Consider the following 1,255-nt stretch of genomic DNA (forward strand, 5'->3'; position numbering starts at 1 on the left):
TCTAGTGTGGTGAGTTATAAGTTCGTTACATTATTAATCGGTCTTGTTCGGGACGGTGAAATGTTGCTTGAAAAGGCGTTCAGACTCGCGTAACCCCTCGTCGGTAAAGATCACTGATTTCGTCTTGTTGACCGGGTCGCAAATAAAACCCTTTTCGTAGAGCCGATTCAACACGTCCCAGTCGAAGCCTTTCCAGGCGCGGTAGCGATCGTGCAGGGTCAGATAAAGGAGCGCCAGAGCGGCTTCGTCAATGGCATCGGTATTGATAATCATGGCGTTCATCCCGCGGCGTGCTGAACGCGACCGCAAAACCGTTCGAGACTGGTCAGGATGTCGTCGGCCGACTTGCTCCAGGCAAACGGTTGGGGATTGGCGTTATAGACATCGAGGTAGCGGCGGATTGCGTCTTCGAGCTGGCGCGTTGAACGATGCGTGCTGCGCCGAAGGTATCTTTCGGTAAGTGTGGCGAACCAGCGTTCGACCTGATTGAGCCACGAGGCCGAGGTCGGCGTGAAATGGATCTGGAAACGGGGATGACGAGCGAACCACGCCTTGATCGAGGGTGTCTTGTGCGTGCCGTAGTTGTCCATCACCAGATGAACATCCAGTTGAGCCGGCACGCTGGCGTCAATGGTGCGCAGAAAGCGGAGGAATTCGCTGCTGCGATGACGCCGGTGCACCTCGCCGACACTTCGCCCGTGGCGACGTCCAGGGCTGCAAATAGCGTCGTCGTTCCGTGACGCATGTAGTCGTGGGTGCGCCGCTGCGGGATCCCCGGCGCCAGCGGCAGCATCGGTTGCGTGCGATCCAGCGCCTGGATCTGGCTCTTCTCGTCCACACACAACACCATCGCCTTGAGCGGAGGATCCAGGTACAGTCCCACGATATCACGCACCTTCTCGACGAACAGCGGGTCGCTGGAGAGCCTGAAAGTCTCCTGCCGATGCGGCTGCAGGCCGAAGGCACGCCAGATCCGCGTCACTGCCGTCTGCGACAGATTCATCTCACGCGCCATCGTGCGTGTACTCCAGTGAGTCGCGCCCGCAGGCATGGACTCGAGTGTCTTCGCGATGACCGCGTCGACACGCACATCATCGATCGTCCTGGGTGCGCCTGGCCGTGGCGCGTCAAGCAACCCGTCCAGGCGATCCGATACAAATCGCGCACGCCACTTCGAAACCGTTTGCTGCGTGACCTGCAGTTTCGCTGCGACCGCCTTGTTGTCGATCCCATCGGCACAGGCCAGCACGATGCG

The 1,255-nt window shown here is 59.3% G+C and carries 1 protein-coding gene and 1 pseudogene; both read right to left on the reverse strand.

What is annotated here, in order from left to right; genetic code table 11:
* Positions 1-33: 33 nt before the first annotated feature.
* Positions 34-273 (reverse strand): DUF6429 family protein, encoded by a 240-nt coding sequence (locus BO1_RS48885; protein WP_028223783.1) that lies wholly within the window; start codon positions 271-273, stop codon positions 34-36.
* 5 nt (positions 274-278) lie between these two features.
* Positions 279-1,249, reverse strand: a pseudogene (locus BO1_RS56055) (IS630 family transposase).
* Positions 1,250-1,255: the final 6 nt, after the last annotated feature.

It is taken from the genome of Paraburkholderia oxyphila NBRC 105797 (genome assembly GCF_000685075.1).
GTDB classification, from domain to species: Bacteria; Pseudomonadota; Gammaproteobacteria; order Burkholderiales; family Burkholderiaceae; genus Paraburkholderia; species Paraburkholderia oxyphila.